Origin of the sequence: Cellulomonas humilata, from assembly GCF_030814415.1 — a bacterium.
Taxonomy (GTDB): Bacteria; Actinomycetota; Actinomycetes; order Actinomycetales; family Cellulomonadaceae; genus Cellulomonas; species Cellulomonas humilata_A.
Genome location: NZ_JAUSVB010000003.1, coordinates 94840 through 110326, shown reverse-complemented (window position 1 = coordinate 110326; position 15487 = coordinate 94840). Strand labels below are relative to the sequence as shown.

Below are 15487 nucleotides of genomic sequence, written 5' to 3'. Positions count from 1 at the left end.
GAATTGAGGCTAGTCTGCGATCACGGTGTTGTCCACGGAAGGAGCAGGCCGGTGGCCGAGCAGGTCGATGCGATGCCGACCGCCCGCGGTCGCGCCAAGGCCGAGCGCCGCGACGCGCTCCTCTCGTCCGCCGCGCAGTTGTTCGCCGGCCGTGGCTTCGACGGCGTCTCGATCGAGGACCTGGGCTCGTCGGTCGGCGTCAGCGGCCCCGCGGTGTACCGCCACTTCCCCAGCAAGCAGGCGGTACTCGCAGCACTCCTGGTCGGGGTGAGCGAAGGGCTGCTCGCGGGCGGCCGGGCCGTGGTGTCCTCCACCGCGGACGACGCGTCGGCCCTCACCCAGCTCGTGCGCTTCCACGTCGACTTCGCCCTGCGCGACCCCGACGTCATCCGCGTGCAGGACCGCGACCTCGCCGCCCTCGCCCCGCAGGACCGCGAGTCGGTCCGTGACCTGCAGCGTCGCTACATCGACCTGTGGGTCGACGTGCTCGCCCGGCTCAGCCCGTCGACCGACCGCGCCGAGCTGCGCCTGCGCGCCCAGGCGACGTTCGGCCTGCTCAACTCCACCCCGCACAGCGCCCGCTCGGTGTCGTCCGCGCGGACGCGCGCCCTCCTGGAGGAGATGGCCCTGGCAGCACTGGGTGGACCTGCGACCCAGCCCTGAGCGCCGCGAACCTTCCCCGTTCCGCCACCCACGACTTGGTCCCCACCACCGCGAGCGCGGACCTCGACGCGACCACGCCATGAGTGCCGTCGTGAGGGGCCGCTGCAGCACTCATGGCTCGGTCCCGGACGACGGGGCGGAGGGTCCGTCGTAAGGTCGGCGCGTGAGCGTGCGGAGCGTGGACGACGGGATCCAGCCGGACGACGTCGACGTGTTCGAGAGCCTCCGGCCGCGCCTCGGAGCCATCGCGTACCGCCTGCTCGGCTCCGCCGCGGAGGCCGAGGACCTCGTCCAGGAGACGTTCCTGCGCTGGCAGGCCGCCGACCGCGACCAGGTCCGGGTGCCGGCCGCGTGGCTGACGCGCGTGCTGACCAACCTCTGCCTGACCCACCTCCAGTCCGCGCGCGCCCGTCGGGAGGTCTACGTCGGGCAGTGGCTCCCGGAGCCCTTGCTCGAGGGCGACCCGATGCTCGGTCCCGCGGACACGGTCGAGCAGCGGGAGTCGGTGTCGACCGCCGTCCTGGTGCTGATGGAACGGCTCACCCCGACCGAGCGTGCGGTCTACGTGCTGCGCGAGGCGTTCTCCTACTCGCACGCGGAGATCGCCGAGCTGCTCGACGTCACCGAGGCGAGCAGCCAGCAGGTCTTCCACCGCGCCAAGCAGCACCTGGCACGCGAGCGGGTCCGCACCGAGGTCGACCGCGCGGCCGCTCGCCAGGTGGTCGAGGAGTTCCTCGCAGCGGCGACCAGCGGCCGGACCGAACCCCTCGTCGCGCTGCTGACCTCGGACGTCCAGGGCGTGGGCGACGGTGGCGGCACGATCCCGGCGCGCGCCAAGGCGTTCGTCGGCGCCCAGGCCGTCGCACAGTTCCTGCGTGGCCTGTTCCGGCCCGCGGACTCCAAGCGCGCACTCATCGGCGGGTCGCCCGACGTCTACGCGTGGACCGCCAACGGCAACCCGGCCGTCGTCGTCGCTGTCGGCGACCGGCTCGTCGGAGTGATGGCCCTGGAGCTGGGCGACGGCGGGATCTCCGCCGTCCTCACCCAGGTCAACCCCGACAAGCTGGGTCGCGCTCAGCGTCAGTGGGCGGCGTCGGACCACGGGGACGCCCTGCTCACCGCGTGGTGACCCAGGTCACACCTGGTCGCTGTCAGGGATCGCGCGGCCGCTCAGTTCAGGAGGGACAACCCCTCCACCACGGGAGCTGAGTCTCATGAAGCACCGCATCGTCATCCTCGGGGCCGGCTACGCCGGAGCGTCCGCAGCCGGCCGGCTGGCGCGACGCCTGCACGGCGACGACGTCGAGATCACCCTGGTCAACGCCGAGCCGGACTTCGTCGAGCGCATCCGCATGCACCAGGTGGCCACCGGCCAGCATCTGCGCGACCGACCGCTGCGCGACCTGCTGGCCGGCTCGGGCGTGGCCCTGCGCGTCGCGCGCGTGACCTCGGTCGACGTCGAGAGCAAGACCGTCCTTCTCGACGACAGGCACGAGCTCCGGTACGACACGCTCGTCTACGCCCTGGGCAGCGCGCGCGACGACCACGGGGTGCTCGGCGTGTTCGAGCATGCGCACGAGGTCGCCAGCCGCCCAGGTGCCCTCCGCCTGCGCGAGCGACTCCGCGCGCTGCCACCCGGAGCGTGCGTCGTGGTGGTCGGCGGCGGGCTGACCGGCATCGAGTCGGCGAGCGAGATCGCCGAGTCCTTCGAACAGCTCGACGTCGCCATCGTGACGACCGGTGCGTTCGGCGACTGGCTCTCCCCCGCCGGGCAGCACCATCTGCGCGGGACCTTCGCCCGCCTCGGCGTCACCGTCCTGGAGCACACCTCCGTCACGCGGGTCGACGCCACGTCCGTGACGACCGACGACGGCACACCCGTCCCCGCGGACGTGACCGTCTGGGCCGCCGGGTTCGCTGCCCACCCGATCGCAGCCGCCTCGGCACTGAAGGTCACGGACCGCGGGCAGATCGTCGTCGACGGGACCATGCGCTCGGTCTCCCACCCGGATGTCTACGCCGTCGGGGACGCCGCGTTCGCGCACGGCCCGGTGGGCAACCCGCTGCGCATGTCGTGCGCCTCGGGCATCCCGATGGCGTGGCAGGCCGCCGACTCGGTCGTCGCACGCCTGACCGGCGGCAGGCTCCCGCGCACGCCGATGGGCTACGTCCACCAGTGCATCAGCCTGGGCCGACGTGACGGGCTCATCCAGCTCGTGACCGCCGACGACCACGCCAGGTCCGTCGCGCCCGGCGGACGGGCGGCTGCCCGGTACAAGGAGCTCGTCTGCGCGGGCGCCGCGTGGCTGGTCGCCCATCCGGTCCCCTACCCGGCTCGTCGTCGTCGCCTCGCGACGACCACCGCGGCCCCAGCCGGGACGACCGCCGCCGTGCGGTAGCTCGTGAGACGACGCACGGGTGCCGCCTCTAAGCGACGTCGGGCCGGGTCATCAGCGGCGACCGCAGGTGGAGCTCCAGGTCCGGGCTGGTCAGCGGCACCGTGCTCCACGTCGCGGCCGCCGTGCCCGCACCGGCGTCGACCGTGAGCCGGACCCGGTGCGGGGTCGTGATGACGCGCAGGTCCGCGACGAACGTGTCGCCCTGCCAGGCACCCGACGCGACGACGGGGCGGCCGAGCGGTGCGCTCTCCCGCCACTCGCCGTGACCGACCTCGACGTCGAGGGACGGTCCGAGCCGCACGAGCCACCCGCCGCCCGTCGGTTCGACGATGACGGGGGTCCCGTCGGGGAGAGCCGAGCCCTCCGCGGCCGCGTCGACCTTCGCCTCGACCGATCGCCTGCCGGAGGACCCCTCGACCGGCGGGAGCGACAGGTGCCGCAGCCGCTCGGCGAGAAGGTCGCCGTCGGGGGCGCTCCCCACCTCGTCGATGCCGGGCAGCAGGCAGTCCCAGAGCGCGTCGAACACCTCCTGCGCTTCCCCTTGGGCGGTCACGGCGACCACGAGGTCGTGCGACGGGATGACCACGCACTGCTGGCCGAAGGCACCGTGACCGTGATACCCGTGGCGCGACCTCCAGAACTGGTAGCCGTACCCCTGGCTGAAGTCGGCGTCGTCCGAGTCGTCCTTAAAGTCCACGCTGTCGACGTGGTGCCGGGTCGCGAGCTCCACCCACTCGCGCGGCACCAGCTGCCGGCCGTCCCAGACGCCGCCGCGCAGCAACAGCTCGCCGAACGCCGCGACCGCCTCGGTCGTCAGGTGCAGCCCGTGGAACCCGAACGCCGCACCGCTGGCAACCCGGTCCCACTCGGCGCGGTCGATGCCCATCGGCCCGAAGAGGCGGTCGTCGAGCAGCTCCGGGAGGCCTCGGCCGGTGACGCGCTCCACCATCCGAGCCAGGACGAACGTCGTCGAGTTGTCGTACTCGTGCCGGGTTCCCTCGGCGTCGGGCATCGCCGCGCGCAGGAAGCCCGTCACCAGGTCGTCGGGTTCCAGCTCCCAGGCCTCGGCCAGGCTGTCCGGGCGGTGCCCCGTCGTCATCGACAGCAGGTGGTGGACGGTGAGCCGGCGCGCCTGCTCGGAGACGTCGGCGGGGACGTGGTCAGGCAGCACGTCGACCACCCGGTCGTCCAGCGAGAGCAGCCCGTCGCCGACCGCGATCCCCACGGCGATCGCGGTGAACGACTTGGTCAGCGAGTACAGCAGGTGCGGTCGGTCCGCCGAGTACGGCGACCACCAGCCCTCCGCGACGACGTGACCGTGGCGCACGACCATGAGCGAGTGGAGCTCGACGGCCGACGCCTCCAGGCGGTCCAGGAGCGCCGTCAGCGCGTCGGTCGACACCCCCGAGGCAGCGGGGGTCGAGCGTGGCAGCAGGGCGCGAGACGACACCCGGGCACCCTAGGTCGTCGTGCGGGTCCACTGCTGGTTGGTGCCGCCGTTGCAGGTGTACTGCACGATGTCGCCGCCGTCCGCCGTCGACCGGGAGAGGACCTCGAGGCACTTGCCGCTGTGCCGGGCCCGCAGGCTGGAGTAGCCGCCGCTCTCGGCCTGCCACAGCCACTGCTGGTTGGCCCCTCCGTTGCAGGTGTACTGCACGACGTCGGCGCGGTCCGCGGTCGAGCCGCCGACGACGTCGAGACACTTGGCACTGTTGCGGTTGACGATCCGGTAGTAGCCGTTCCCGGCGTCCTCGAAGCGCCACTGCTGGTTGAGCCCACCGGTCCACTGCCACTGCAGGACGTTCGCGCTGTCCGCACCGGAGCTGCTGGCGACGTCCGCCACCTTCCCGCTGTTGCGGTTGGTGAGCCGGTAGTGGGTGCTCGCGACGCCCGCCACGACGCCGGTCGCCGCATCGACGGTGATCTGCGGGCTGAAGGCCAGGGACATCGAGGTGCTCGACGGGAACCCGATCGGCAGCCAGACGTACTGCGAGTCCTGGACCTTGCCTCCCCAGGCACCCGCCCACCGGTCCCCCAGATAGAGGTAGCTGGTGGTGCTCGTGCCCTGGACGGGGAGCACGTAGGTCGGCTGGGACCCGAAGGTCGTGCCGTCCCCGACGTTGGTGAAGCCCGACCACGGCCCGGCCATGCTCGCGGCGGTGGCGTACCTCGCCTGGTTGGGGCTCCAGCCGGTCGCGCCGGAGGTGAGCAGGAAGTACACGCCGCCGCGCTTGAACACCGCGGGTGCCTCCCGGTGCTGGCCCGGCCATGGGTTGCCGACGAGGCTGTCGATCCCCAGGTAGTCCGCCGTCAGCCGGTAGATGTGCAGGTCGTAGTTCTCCCGGGCCGCGGAGACCAGGTATGCGGTGCCGTTGTCGTTGAACAGGGTCAGGTCCCGCGACATGTGGCCGAGCGGACGGAAGCTCCCGTGGTACGTGTAAGCCCCGTCGACGGTGGCCGACGAGGCGACGGCCACCCTGGCCTCCGAGTAGTTCCCGGCCTGCTCCTTGTGCATCCACATGACGAACCGGCCGGTCGCCGCGTTGTAGATGACCTTGGGCCGCTCGATGTTGCCGGAGTCCAGCTCGGGAGCGGACGCCTCGGTCAGGACGTGGTTGCGGAGCTCCCAGGTGGCCAGGTCGGTCGAGCGGTACACGGAGACGTACCGGAAGCTGTCGTCGGCGTTCCGGTCCTCGCCGAACAAGTAGTAGTACGCCCCGACCTTGAGCACGCCGCCGCCGTGCGCGTGGAGCGGAGCGCCTGCGGTGTCCCGGAACTGGGTCCCGTTGGTGATCGTGACCGTCGCCGCGACGGCGGCCGACGCGGCCAGGCCGAGCGCCAGCATCGCGGCGCCGATGGCTGCCAGCAGGCGGGCGGTCCTCATGACGACCACAGCTGGTTGGTTCCGCCGTTGCAGGTGTACTGCTTGAGCCGCGTGCCGTTCACGGCGGAAAAGCCGGGCAGGTCGAGGCACTTGCCCGAGTGCCGGGCCACCAGCTGGAAGGAGCTGCCGACCGCGCGCACCTGCCACTGCTGGTTGGTGCCGCTCCCGCACGTGTACTGGATCACCGCGGCGCCGTCGGCCGTCGAGGCGCCCGTCACGTCCAGGCACTTGCCGGAGTGGGCCGCCACCACGTTCACGTACCCGTTGCCGCGGTCCGTCAGCCGCCACTGCTGGTTGGCCGCGCTGCCGCAGGTGTACTGGATGATCTCGGCGCCGTTCGCGGTCGAGCCACCCACGACGTCGAGGCACTTGGCCGAGGCCCTGTTGACGATCCGCACGGTCGAGCCGCCGGCGCCGTTGCCCGTGTCCGGGTCGACCGCGTCACCCCACGCCCAGCGCAGACGGTTGGCACCGGAGGCGCTGCGGACCGTCAGGTTGGCGTTCGCCCCGGTGCCGGTCTTCGCGTACATCGAGTACCAGTCGTAACCGATGGTCCCGGGCTTGCCGCCCAGGGCCGGCCAGTACGTGCCGCCCATCCCGTTGTCGCGCATGACCTGCGTGACGGCGCGGATGTAGCGGACGAAGTTGTCGGTGCTGTTCGCGTCGCCGTAGTTGAGCCCGCTGTCCATCGGGGCGCCGAACTCGGTCGCGACGGCGCGCGAGGCGCAGTTCCCGAGGCGCGTCGCGACGTTGCTGCGCCAGCCGTCGTACGTGTTCGCGCCGTAGAAGAAGGCGTAGGTGTGGAACGAGAGCAGCGTGGAGGCGAAGCGGCTGTCGTTGCAGACGTCGCGCAGATCCTGGCTGAAGCCGGTGCCGCCGATGAGCACCCGGCCCGTGGGCACCGAGCCGTGGCGGGCGAGCCAGTCGGCGGCGACGTTGCGCCACTCGGCCGACGAGTAGCCGTGCGGCTCGTTCATCGGCTCGAAGTAGACCAGGCCGTTGGAGCCGTACTGCGAGGCCACGGTCGACCACATCGCGTGGAAGGCCGTCAGGTTGGTGATCCGCCCCCCGGAGGCGGCACCGTCCTCCCAGTACGCGAGGATCACCTTCCAGCCCCGGGCGGTGGCCGCGTCGATCACCCCGCGGTAGCTGCTCCACCACGCGGTCCCCACCGTGTGCGTGTTGATCGGCAGCCGCACCGTGTTGATGCCGAGCGTCGACTGCATGTCGTCGAACACCGCGTTCGCCGTGGCCTGCACCTGTGCGTAGCTGTCGGAGCTGTTCAGCCCGTCGATGACCAGCGGGCCGGTGCTGAAGTTGTCGCCGGTCACCGCCCAGTTCATGCCGCGGAACGGTGACGTCGCGGCGCTGGCGGGCGACGGTGCGGCCAGAGCGGCGAGCGGCAGCAGCGCCAAGGCGCACAGCACGCTGAGCACGCGGCGACGGAGGGTGCGCTCGGCGGGCGCGCTGGAGCCGTTGACGCTCATGGTGTCGACCTTGTCTGTGCGACGCTGCACGTGTCAGGAGTGTGGTGAGACTGCCGTCCTGCACGTCAGGGACATGTCAGGACGTCGGCTACCGTCACATCCGCTCGCGACTCGGTCAAGATCGATCGACACTGTGAAACGAATCAGTACTTGATCGATCAGAATCGATCAGGTAGCGCCGCTACACCATGGCGAGGACGGTGCCCGGGCGCGCCAGGACCCCCCCGACGTCCGCGAGGAACCGCGCGGCCTCGGCGCCGTCGACCAGGCGGTGGTCGAACGACAGGCTCACCGTCATCACGCTGCGCAGCGCGATCTGGTCCTGGAACTCCCACGGCTGGCGCCGGATCGCCCCCATCGCCAGGATCGCCGCCTGCCCGGGCACCAGGATCGGTGTGCCCGTGTCGACGCCGAAGACCCCGATGTTGGTGATCGTGATCGTCCCGCCGGCCAGGTCCGCCGGTGTCGTCGTGCCCGCCCGCGCCTCCTCCGTCAGGTGACCGATCGCGTCGGCGAGGTCCGGCAGCCGGAGCCGGTCGGCGTCCTTGATGCTCGGCACCAGCAGCCCGCGCGGGGTCGCCGCGGCGATGCCCAGGTTGACGTACCCGTACTGGACGATCTCCCCCGCGGCCTCGTCCCAGTGCGCGTTGAGCGACGGGTTGCGGCCGATCGCGATCGTCACCGCCTTGGCGACGAGCGTGAGGATCGAGATGCGGTGCCCATCGAGCGCGCGGTCCTGCTTGAGCTGTGCGAGCAGCTCCAGCGTCGGCGTGACGTCGACGGTCAGCGACGTCGACGCGTGCGGAGCCGTGAACGCGCTGGCCACCATCGCGGCGGCGGTCTGCTTGCGGACGCCGGCGATCGGCGTGCGCGTCTCGCGCGCGGCGGCATCGGGGCGCGTCGGCGCCGGAGCGTCCTTCATCGGTCGCGCGAGACCGGGACGGTGCGCGGCGGACAAGGCATCGGGCCGTCGCGCAGCCGGTGAGACCTCGACACCTGACACGGCGCGCAGGACGTCGTCCCGCGTGATCATCCCGTCCTTGCCGGAGCCGACCATCTTGTTCAGGTCGACGCCCAGGTCGTGCGCGAGCTTGCGGACCGGCGGCAGCACCTTCGGACCGATCCGACCGCCCGACAGGGCGAGCCCGACGTCGTCGGCGACCGCGTGCGCCGCGGCCCAGTCGGCCGACCGGGACTTGCGCCGGGGTCGCGAGGACCCCTCGACCAGCGGACCGTACCCGACGAGCACGGCGGTCCGCTCGGGCGCCGCAGGCGCCGTCGACTCGGGGGCATCAGCACCGGCTGTCGGCGCCGGCTCCGCACCCTCGTCGGCAAGCGCAGGCTCCTCCACCGCGATCGTCAGGAGCCCTGTCCCGACCGGCACCGTCACGCCCGGCTCGACGAGCAGCTCGGCGACCACCCCGGCGTACGGCGACGGCAGCTGGACCAGCGCCTTCGCGGTCTCCACCTCGGCGACCACCTGGTTGAGCTCGACGGTGTCGCCGACGGCCACGACCCACTCCACCAGGTCGGACTCGGTCAGGCCCTCGCCGAGGTCCGGCAGCGTCACGGTCTTGATCGTCGTCATGACGCCCTCCATCCGGTCAGGGAGTGCTGTCTGCCCATCACGCGGTCGACGGCGTCGAGCATCCGGTCGAGGTTGGGCAGGAAGTGCTCCTCGACCTTCGCGGCCGGGTACGGGGTGTCGAAGCCGGTCACCCGCGCGGGTGCGGCCTTGAGGATGTCGAAGCAGCGGTCGGTGATGCTCGCGACGATCTCTGCACCCAGACCACCGCTGCCCTGTGCCTCGTGCGAGACGACGAGCCGCCCGGTCTTGCGGACGGACACCTCGAGGGTGTCGAGGTCGACCGGCGACAGCGAGCGCAGGTCCACCACCTCGACGGACAGCCCCTCGTCCTGCGCGGCGAGCGCGGCGTCCCGCGCGGTGATGACGAGCGGGCCGTAGGTGGCGAGCGTGACGTCGGTGCCCTCGACGACCACGCGGGCGCGGTCGAGCAGCGGCGCGTCGTGCATCGACTCGTCCACCTCGCCCTTGACCCAGTAGCGCCGCTTCGGCTCGAAGAAGACCACGGGGTCGTCGCACGCGACGGCCTGCCGGATCATCGTGTGGGCGTCCTGCGGGCTCGCGCAGGTGACCACGCGCAGCCCGGGCGTGTGGGCGAAGTACGCCTCGGGCGACTCGGAGTGGTGCTCGACGGCACCGATGCCGCCGCCGTACGGGATCCGGACGGTGATCGGCATGCGGACCGCGCCGGCGGTCCGGTAGTGGATGCGCGCGACCTGGGTGACCAGCTGGTCGACGGCCGGGTACACGAACCCGTCGAACTGGATCTCCACCACCGGCCGGTACCCGCGGTACGCGAGGCCGACGGCGACGCCCATGATCCCGGCCTCGGCCAGCGGCGTGTCCATGACGCGGTCGATGCCGAAGTCGCGCTGGAGCCCGTCGGTCACCCGGAACACCCCGCCGAGCGTGCCGATGTCCTCGCCGAGCAGCACCACCGTGGGGTCGTCGTCGAGCGCGTGCCGCAGGCCGGAGTTCAGGGCCGCGGCCAGGGTCATCGTGGCCATCACGCCTCCTCGTCGAACATCGCGAGGTACGCGGCGTACTGGCTGCGCTGCCGTTCCAGCTCCGGTGTCGGCTCGACGAAGACATCCTCGAAGACGCTCAGCGGCTCAGGGGTGGGCAGGCCGTAGCAGCCCTCGCGCATCTGCGTGGCGAACGAGTCGGCCTTCGCCTTGATGGCTGCGGCGCGCTCGTCGGACAGCGCACCTCGGGCCGTCAGCAGGCGTTCGATCCGCGCGATCGGGTCCTTGGCCGCCCACTCGACCTTGTCCGACGGGTCGACGTAGCGGGTGGGGTCGTCGGACGTCGTGTGCGGACCCATCCGGTACGTCACGGCCTCGATGAACGTGGGGCCGTCGCCGCGTCGTGCCCGGTCGAGAGCGACCCGCATCGCGGCCAGGACCGCGAGGACGTCGTTGCCGTCGACCCGGATGCCGGGGATGCCGTAGCCGGCCGCGCGGTCCGCGATCGGGCGCTGGGCCTGCAGGCCGACGGGCTCCGAGATCGCCCACTGGTTGTTCTGGCAGAAGAAGATCACCGGTGCCGCGAACGTCGCCGCGAAGACCATCGCCTCGTGCACGTCACCCTTGCTGGTGGCGCCGTCCCCGAAGTACGCGACGGCCACGGAGTCGACGCCGTCCTTGACGCAGCCGAGCGCGTACCCGGTGGCGTGCAGCGTCTGCGAGCCGATCATCACCTGCGGCGTCGCCATGCCGATCGCCCGCGGGTCCCAGCCCGCCAGGGCCGTCCCCCGCCAGACGCGCATGAGGTCGGTCGGCTGGGCGCCCCGGCAGTACGCGACACCGTTCTCGCGGTAGCTGCTGAACACGAAGTCGTCGCTGCGCAGCGCGCGGGCCGAGCCGATCTGCGCGGCCTCCTGGCCCAGCAGCGGTGGCCACAGCCCGAGCTGTCCCTGCCGCTGGAGCGCGACGGCCTCGGTGTCGAAGCGGCGCACGACGACCATGTCCTCGTACAGCGCCAGGAGCTTCTCGTCGTCGACGTCGGCGACCACCGGGTCGTACACAGGGTCGTCTCGACGGACACCGTCGGGGGTCACCAGCTGCAGCGCTTCCGCCTGCTGATGGGTGGGCAGGGCACGGCCGGGTGACACATCTGCACGCAACATGTTTCGCTCCGTTGTGGTGGCGGAACCGTCGCTCTCGTGAAGCTAGGCCCCATTGCCTGATGTCCCGCCAGGGTAAGTCCGCAAGGGACCTTGTGCCCATGGGCTAGCGCGAGTGTCGATCTGTCGGCGCACAATGACGTCGTCGACAGGAGGCAGTAATGGACAAGGTCGTCCAGTCCGCCGTCGAGGCGGTAGCCGACATCCCCGACGGGGCGACCCTCGCGGTCGGTGGGTTCGGCTTGTGCGGTATCCCGAGCGTGCTGATCCGCGCTCTGCTCGACTCAGGCGTCCAGGACCTGGAGGTCGTGAGCAACAACTGCGGCGTGGACGACTGGGGGCTCGGCCTGCTGCTGCAGGCCGGTCGCATCCGGCGCATCGTCGCCTCGTACGTGGGCGAGAACAAGGAGTTCGCGCGGCAGTACCTGGCCGGGGAGCTCGAGGTGGAGCTGACCCCGCAGGGCACGCTCGCCGAACGTCTTCGTGCAGGTGGGAGCGGGATCGCCGCCTTCTACACGCGCACCGGCGTGGGCACGCTGGTGGCCTCGGGGGGCCTCCCGTGGCGGTACTCCCCCGACGGTTCGGTGCTGGTGTCGTCGCCCCCGAAGCCCGTCGAGACGTTCACCGTGCGGGGTGTCGCGCACGAGTTCGTCCGCGAGGAAGCGATCACCGCGGACTACGCCCTGGTGCGTGCGGCGCGCGGGGACCGGCACGGGAATCTCGTGTTCCACTCGTCGGCCCGGAACTTCAACCCGCTCTGCGCGGCCGCCGGTGCGGTGACGATCGCGGAGGTCGAGGAGCTCGTCCCGGTCGGTTCGCTGGACCCCGATTCCATCCATCTGCCGGGCATCTTCGTCGACCGGGTGGTCGCACTTTCACCCGACGAGGCCACCGACAAGCGCATCGAACGGAGGACGGTCGCATGAGTCTCACGCGCGAGCAGATGGCGGCGCGGGCCGCTCTGGAGCTGGCCGACGGGTCCTACGTGAACCTCGGGATCGGGCTGCCGACGCTGGTGCCGGGGTTCGTCCCGCCCGGCGTCGAGGTGGTCCTGCAGTCCGAGAACGGCGTGCTCGGCGTCGGTCCGTACCCGCTCTCCGACGACGTCGACCCCGACCTGATCAACGCCGGCAAGGAGACCATCACGATCGCGCCGGGGGCGTCGTACTTCGACTCCGCGGTGAGCTTCTCGATGATCCGCGGCGGCAAGGTCGACGTCGCGATCCTCGGGGCGATGCAGGTGTCGTCCTCCGGCGACATCGCCAACTGGATGATCCCCGGGAAGATGGTCAAGGGCATGGGCGGCGCGATGGACCTCGTGCACGGCGCGCGCCGGATCGTGGTGCTCATGGAGCACGTCGCGCGCGACGGGTCTGCCAAGATCCTCACCGAGTGCACGCTGCCGCTGACCGGCGTCGGCGTGGTGGACCGGATCATCACCGACCTCGCCGTGCTCGACGTCGGTGCGGACGGCCTCGTCCTGCGGGAGTGCGCGCCCGGTGTGTCCGTCGACGACGTCGTCGCGGCCACGTCCGAGGTGACCTTGGTGATCGGTGACGACGTACGGGAGATGGTGCTGTCATGAGCGTGTCGACCGACCGCGAGGTCGTGATCCTGTCGTTCGCGCGGACGCCGATGGCTCGCCTCAACGGCGGGTTGTCGTCGCTGTCCGCCGCTGCCCTCGGGGCCGTCGCGATCCGGGGCGCTCTCGACCGCGCCGGCGTCCCGGACTCGCTCGTCGACCAGGTCCTCATGGGTCAGGTCGTCCAGGCCGGCGCCGGCCAGAACCCCGCACGCCAGGCAGCGGTGGCTGCTGGGCTCCCGTGGACCGTGCCCGCGACGACCATCAACAAGGTCTGCCTCAGCGGGTTGACCGCGATCATCGACGCGGCCCGCATGATCCGCCTCGGCGAGGCCTCCGTGGTGGTCGCCGGCGGGCAGGAGTCGATGAGCCAGGCACCGCACCTGCTCCCCGGCTCACGTCGCGGGTGGACCTACGGCGACATCCAGGCCGTCGATTCCCTGGCGTTCGATGGGCTCACCGACGCGTTCGACCGCGAGTCGATGGGCTCGTCGACCGAGCGCGGCAACAAGGTGCTCTCGATCGCCCGCGAGGCGCAGGACCGGGTCGCCGTCGAGAGCCACCGGCGCGCCGCTGCGGCGGTGCAGTCCGGGGTGTTCGCCGAGGAGATCGTCCCGGTCGAGGTGCCGCAGCGGCGGGGTGCGCCCGTGGTCGTCGCCCTGGACGAGGGGATCCGGCCCGAGACGACGGTCGACTCGCTGGCGTCGCTGCGGCCGGCGTTCTCCGCCGACGGGACCATCACCGCGGGCAACGCCTCTCCCTTGACCGACGGAGCCGCGGCTGTCGTGGTGGCGGCCCGCGAGGTCGCCGAGGCGCACGGGCTGACCTGGCTCGCGACCGTCGGTGCGTCGGGACAGGTGGCCGGGCCGGACAACTCCCTGCACTCGCAGCCGTCGGCAGCCATCTCGGCAGCCCTCGGCAGGGCCGGGTGGTCGCTGGACTCCGTCGACCTGCTCGAGATCAACGAGGCGTTCGGGTCCGTCGTCGTGCAGTCGCTGGACGACCTGGCGTACCCGCTGGACCAGACGAACATCCACGGCGGCGCGATCGCGCTCGGGCACCCGATCGGGGCCTCGGGAGCACGGCTTGCGGGTCACGCCGCGATGGAGCTGGCGCGGCGGGGCCAGGGTCGTGCGGCGGTCGCCCTGTGCGGCGGAGGCGGGCAGGGCGAGGCGCTGCTGATCTCACGCGACTGAGCGGCTCAGCGGGCTCCGGTGCGATCCGCGCGGCGCCGCGCGGTGAGGCGCTTCGACTTCGCCTGGTTGCCGCAGTCCGTCATGCTGCACCACCGGCGGCTGCCGTTCTTCGACGTGTCGACGAAGAGGTACTGGCAGCCGTCCTGCGACGCGCACGCCTTGACCCGGCCGAGCGAGGCGCTCGTCGCCAGCTCGATCGCCGACTGCGCGACGAGCCAGCGGGGTAGCCGCAGGTCGGGCTCCCACGTCCAGCGCAGACCGGCGGCGCCGGGCGCGAGTCGGCCGTGCCGGAGCGCGTCGGTGTACGCCTCCTGCACGGCTGCGACGTGACCGGCGTCGGCGACTCCGTCGGTGGCGTGCCCGTAGAAGAGGGCGAACACGGACTCCCGGAGCGTCCGGGCGCGGATCAGCTCGTCCCTCGCGGCCTCGGGATCAGCGTCCGCACGGGTCAGCAGCTCCCCCGCCTCCGCGGCGGACACGCCACCGGCGCGCATCGCCCAGTCGACGAGGTCGGCGTAGGTGGCGAGGTAGTCCAGCGGGACCTCGAGGACCCGTCCGTCCACCGAGTTCGCGACGTCGAGGCACAGTGCGCCACCGACGAGCTCGGGAAGTCGCTCCACCGTCACCACCTCCGATTCCTGCATACCTTGTTTTGATGGTAGCGCAGAGGTAGGCTACCGGTATAACTCGTTTCACCGGTAGCGGAGGCGATCATGATCGAGGCACTGGCGTTCATCGGAGCGAGGGCCACGTGGAACCTGCAGCACTCGGCGATGCCGGATGCGCCGGTGCTCCCGGAACAGGCTCGGCGACGACGCCGCAGCAGCAGCCTGCGGCCGCACGTCGCAGCCACCTTGCGGCGGGCGGCGGAGAAGCTCGACCCCGTCGGGGGCCCACGCGCGATCTACCGCTGAACGCGTCGGTGCACTCGGCGAGCAGGCTCCCCCGGTTGCGAGTGATCCCGGACGGCAGTCCAATCGACCGCGGGGGGTCGAGCTCCGAGGAGGAGAACCATGGACACCGTCTGGATCATCATCGTCGTCGCCGTCGTCCTGCTGATCGTCGCGGCCGTCGTCCTGAGCCGACGCAGCGGGTCACGCCGGGCCGACGCCGAACGCGCACGCGCCCAGGAGATCCGCGAGAAGGCCGCCGCCGACCAGGTCGAGGTCGAGCGCCGCGAGGCTGAGGCCGCCCGGCTGGACGCCCAAGCACGACTGGCGCAGGCCGAGGCCGACGCCCGGGCAGCCGACGCCGCCGCGTTGCAGACCGAGGCTCAGGCTCGCACCGCCGAGGCGAGCGGCGCACGGTCCGAGCTGGACGAGCGGTTGAGCACGGCGGACCGCATCGACCCGGACGTGGTCACCGAGGAGCGGCCCGCCAACCCGGTTGCCGTCGAGGAGCGAACCACCAACCCGGTCGTCGTCGACGAGCGGCCCACCAGCTCCCCGGTCGCCGAGGAGAGGCCCACGAATCCCGTCGTCGCCGAGGAGAGGCGTACCGGCCCCGTGACCTGAGCCCGAAAGGGCCAGGTGATCCACAACGAGCGGAGTGACCTCTGCCCGTCGT

At 71.7% G+C, this 15487-nt stretch carries 15 protein-coding genes; 8 read left to right on the top strand and 7 right to left on the bottom strand.

Annotation, left to right across the window (positions count from 1 at the left end; translation table 11 throughout):
* The first annotated feature begins 72 nt into the window (after nucleotides 1–72).
* The 3 genes from J2X26_RS11510 (at nucleotide 73) to J2X26_RS11500 (ending at nucleotide 3062) form a co-directional block, all read left to right on the top strand.
* A complete protein-coding gene (locus tag J2X26_RS11510) occupies nucleotides 73–663 on the top strand; it encodes an SACE_7040 family transcriptional regulator (RefSeq protein ID WP_307493158.1) in 591 nt (196 codons plus the stop codon).
* 163 nt (nucleotides 664–826) lie between these two features.
* The gene (locus J2X26_RS11505; protein ID WP_307492396.1) at nucleotides 827–1792 is read left to right on the top strand and encodes an RNA polymerase sigma-70 factor; all 966 of its coding nucleotides are present in this window, start codon (nucleotides 827–829) and stop codon (nucleotides 1790–1792) included.
* Nucleotides 1793–1877: 85 nt separating this feature from the next.
* Nucleotides 1878–3062, top strand: coding sequence for an NAD(P)/FAD-dependent oxidoreductase (locus J2X26_RS11500; protein WP_307492394.1), 1185 nt, complete (start codon nucleotides 1878–1880; stop codon nucleotides 3060–3062).
* A 28-nt stretch (nucleotides 3063–3090) separates the two neighbouring features.
* Here the strand turns inward: J2X26_RS11500 and J2X26_RS11495 are convergent, their stop codons facing one another.
* The 6 genes from J2X26_RS11495 to pdhA form a co-directional block, all read right to left on the bottom strand.
* A complete protein-coding gene (locus J2X26_RS11495) occupies nucleotides 3091–4512 on the bottom strand; it encodes a serine hydrolase domain-containing protein (protein ID WP_307492392.1) in 1422 nt (473 codons plus the stop codon).
* A 9-nt stretch (nucleotides 4513–4521) separates the two neighbouring features.
* Nucleotides 4522–5946: an RICIN domain-containing protein gene (locus J2X26_RS11490; protein WP_307492390.1), complete on the bottom strand. Its 1425-nt coding sequence runs from the start codon at nucleotides 5944–5946 to the stop codon at nucleotides 4522–4524.
* The gene (locus tag J2X26_RS11485) at nucleotides 5943–7463 is read right to left on the bottom strand and encodes a ricin-type beta-trefoil lectin domain protein (protein WP_307492388.1); all 1521 of its coding nucleotides are present in this window, start codon (nucleotides 7461–7463) and stop codon (nucleotides 5943–5945) included. Before J2X26_RS11485 ends, J2X26_RS11490 begins: the two co-directional genes overlap by 4 nt.
* Nucleotides 7464–7614: 151 nt before the next feature.
* Entirely contained in the window at nucleotides 7615–9021 is a 1407-nt protein-coding gene (locus tag J2X26_RS11480; protein WP_307492386.1) for a dihydrolipoamide acetyltransferase family protein, read from the bottom strand.
* The gene (locus tag J2X26_RS11475) at nucleotides 9018–10025 is read right to left on the bottom strand and encodes an alpha-ketoacid dehydrogenase subunit beta (RefSeq protein WP_307492385.1); all 1008 of its coding nucleotides are present in this window, start codon (nucleotides 10023–10025) and stop codon (nucleotides 9018–9020) included. The genes J2X26_RS11480 and J2X26_RS11475 overlap by 4 nt, the downstream gene beginning before the upstream one ends.
* A complete protein-coding gene (gene pdhA / locus J2X26_RS11470; protein WP_307492384.1) occupies nucleotides 10025–11146 on the bottom strand; it encodes a pyruvate dehydrogenase (acetyl-transferring) E1 component subunit alpha in 1122 nt (373 codons plus the stop codon). Before pdhA ends, J2X26_RS11475 begins: the two co-directional genes overlap by 1 nt.
* Before the next feature lie 158 nt (nucleotides 11147–11304).
* Between pdhA and J2X26_RS11465 the strand changes: the two genes are divergently transcribed.
* Genes J2X26_RS11465 through J2X26_RS11455 form a run of 3 tightly spaced genes read left to right on the top strand, consistent with a single transcriptional unit; the run spans nucleotide 11305 to nucleotide 13921 of the window.
* On the top strand, nucleotides 11305–12069 hold the full coding sequence (locus J2X26_RS11465; RefSeq protein WP_307492383.1) for a CoA transferase subunit A: 765 nt from the start codon (nucleotides 11305–11307) through the stop codon (nucleotides 12067–12069).
* Nucleotides 12066–12728 carry a 3-oxoacid CoA-transferase subunit B gene (locus J2X26_RS11460; protein ID WP_307492381.1) on the top strand — a complete coding sequence of 221 codons (663 nt, stop codon included), beginning with the start codon at nucleotides 12066–12068 and terminating at the stop codon, nucleotides 12726–12728. Before J2X26_RS11465 ends, J2X26_RS11460 begins: the two co-directional genes overlap by 4 nt.
* On the top strand, nucleotides 12725–13921 hold the full coding sequence (locus J2X26_RS11455) for an acetyl-CoA C-acetyltransferase (RefSeq protein WP_307492379.1): 1197 nt from the start codon (nucleotides 12725–12727) through the stop codon (nucleotides 13919–13921). Before J2X26_RS11460 ends, J2X26_RS11455 begins: the two co-directional genes overlap by 4 nt.
* A 5-nt stretch (nucleotides 13922–13926) precedes the next feature.
* Here J2X26_RS11455 and J2X26_RS11450 read toward each other — a convergent pair whose 3' ends face one another.
* Nucleotides 13927–14541 carry a CGNR zinc finger domain-containing protein gene (locus J2X26_RS11450; protein ID WP_307492378.1) on the bottom strand — a complete coding sequence of 205 codons (615 nt, stop codon included), beginning with the start codon at nucleotides 14539–14541 and terminating at the stop codon, nucleotides 13927–13929.
* A 93-nt stretch (nucleotides 14542–14634) separates the two neighbouring features.
* Between J2X26_RS11450 and J2X26_RS11445 the strand changes: the two genes are divergently transcribed.
* Both J2X26_RS11445 and J2X26_RS11440 read left to right on the top strand, forming a co-directional pair.
* Nucleotides 14635–14835, top strand: a complete 201-nt coding sequence (locus tag J2X26_RS11445; protein ID WP_307492376.1) for a hypothetical protein — start codon at nucleotides 14635–14637, stop codon at nucleotides 14833–14835.
* A gap of 99 nt (nucleotides 14836–14934) precedes the next feature.
* Complete coding sequence (locus tag J2X26_RS11440; RefSeq protein ID WP_307492375.1) at nucleotides 14935–15435, top strand: hypothetical protein; 501 nt, start codon at nucleotides 14935–14937, stop codon at nucleotides 15433–15435.
* The last annotated feature ends 52 nt before the right edge of the window (nucleotides 15436–15487 follow it).

Excerpts from the sequence above, each read along its gene's own strand:
- J2X26_RS11465 (WP_307492383.1), top strand. The coding sequence starts at position 11,305 with ATGGACAAGGTCGTCCAGTCCGCCGTCGAGGCGGTAGCCGACATCCCC.
- J2X26_RS11490 (WP_307492390.1), bottom strand. The coding sequence starts at position 5,946 with ATGAGGACCGCCCGCCTGCTGGCAGCCATCGGCGCCGCGATGCTGGCG.
- J2X26_RS11460 (WP_307492381.1), top strand. The coding sequence starts at position 12,066 with ATGAGTCTCACGCGCGAGCAGATGGCGGCGCGGGCCGCTCTGGAGCTG.
- J2X26_RS11475 (WP_307492385.1), bottom strand. The coding sequence starts at position 10,025 with ATGGCCACGATGACCCTGGCCGCGGCCCTGAACTCCGGCCTGCGGCAC.
- pdhA (WP_307492384.1), bottom strand. The coding sequence starts at position 11,146 with ATGTTGCGTGCAGATGTGTCACCCGGCCGTGCCCTGCCCACCCATCAG.
- J2X26_RS11500 (WP_307492394.1), top strand. The coding sequence starts at position 1,878 with ATGAAGCACCGCATCGTCATCCTCGGGGCCGGCTACGCCGGAGCGTCC.
- J2X26_RS11480 (WP_307492386.1), bottom strand. The coding sequence starts at position 9,021 with ATGACGACGATCAAGACCGTGACGCTGCCGGACCTCGGCGAGGGCCTG.
- J2X26_RS11440 (WP_307492375.1), top strand. The coding sequence starts at position 14,935 with ATGGACACCGTCTGGATCATCATCGTCGTCGCCGTCGTCCTGCTGATC.
- J2X26_RS11455 (WP_307492379.1), top strand. The coding sequence starts at position 12,725 with ATGAGCGTGTCGACCGACCGCGAGGTCGTGATCCTGTCGTTCGCGCGG.
- J2X26_RS11445 (WP_307492376.1), top strand. The coding sequence starts at position 14,635 with ATGATCGAGGCACTGGCGTTCATCGGAGCGAGGGCCACGTGGAACCTG.
- J2X26_RS11510 (WP_307493158.1), top strand. The coding sequence starts at position 73 with ATGCCGACCGCCCGCGGTCGCGCCAAGGCCGAGCGCCGCGACGCGCTC.